Consider the following 1,156-nt stretch of genomic DNA (forward strand, 5'->3'; position numbering starts at 1 on the left):
CGCCTTTCCCCGCTGGCTATCCGCGCTCGCTTTGCAGAACTGGCGGAACTCTCCCCTTCCACCCGTCGCCATTTGTACCAATTCCTGCGAGCGGCTTTGCGGGACGCGGTACGGGTGGGTCTTCTGGAGGCAAACCCCATGGACGCTGTAGACCCTCCCACTGGCGGCACGGTGCGCCCTCCACGGGCGTGGAATCGGGAGCAGGTAAGCGCATTTCTCGCAGCGGCCCAGGGCCACCGACTGTATCCGATGTTTTACGTAATGCTGACCACTGGATTGCGTATCGGGGAAGCCATGGCCCTACGCTGGCAGGATTGGCAAGGTGAGAAATTGTGGATTCGCCACACCCTTACCAAGCAACGTACCCTGGGCCCTACCAAAACTTTGGGATCATCGGCCCCTATCTACCTTGACCTTGCTACCCAAACCATTCTGTCTGAACATCGCACGCGCCAGGCTGAAGAACGGGCTACTGCCAAGCGCTGGCTGGATCATGATCTGATTTTCCCGTCGGAGGTTGGTACTCCCCTCTCTTACCGCAATGTCATGCGCACGTTCCAGGCCCTAACCGAACAAGCAAAGGTGCCACGAATCGGTTTGCATGGGTTGCGACACACGTATACCTCGATGGCTTTACAGGCAGGTCTTAGCCCCAAGCAGGTAGCCGACCGCTTGAGACACAAAGATCCCGCCCTAACCCTTCGGATATACCAACACTTACAAGAAGAAGACCGGCGGCAGGCAGCACTGAACCTTGACACCTTATTACACCTACAAAAACAGAGGCTTACCTAAGAAAACTGGAAGTAGCAAAAAATCGAATCTGTCAAAAATACGACCAGGAAAGCAAAACATACAAAAGGCAAAACAGCTAAACATTTACGGATTGGCCTTCTAAGCGGTAGGTCGGGGGTTCGAATCCTCCCGGGCGCGCCACGTCCAGAACGCTAAAACCCCAGCTTGCTAAAGGCTGGGGTTATCGTTTGACACCTTATTGACACCTAAACCCTCAACTCCGAATACTCCCCCGCCCTACCCAGAACGGCCTGCACATATGCTGCATTCCGCTGCCCCGCCAGGAAGGCCCCCGGCCCCACGTTGTAGGCGTGCAGCACCTCACACCAGGACGCACCGGGCAGACGGGTGTTTTTCAGCC

At 56.2% G+C, this 1,156-nt stretch carries 1 protein-coding gene; it reads left to right on the forward strand.

Annotated elements, in window-relative coordinates; all coding sequences use genetic code 11:
* Positions 1 to 795: tyrosine-type recombinase/integrase (locus tag G403_RS24135; RefSeq protein WP_036234912.1), on the forward strand; the 795-nt coding region annotated here is incomplete at its 5' end.
* Positions 796 to 1,156 lie beyond the last annotated feature (361 nt).

The organism is Marinobacterium litorale DSM 23545 (assembly GCF_000428985.1).
GTDB classification, from domain to species: Bacteria; Pseudomonadota; Gammaproteobacteria; order Pseudomonadales; family Balneatricaceae; genus Marinobacterium_D; species Marinobacterium_D litorale.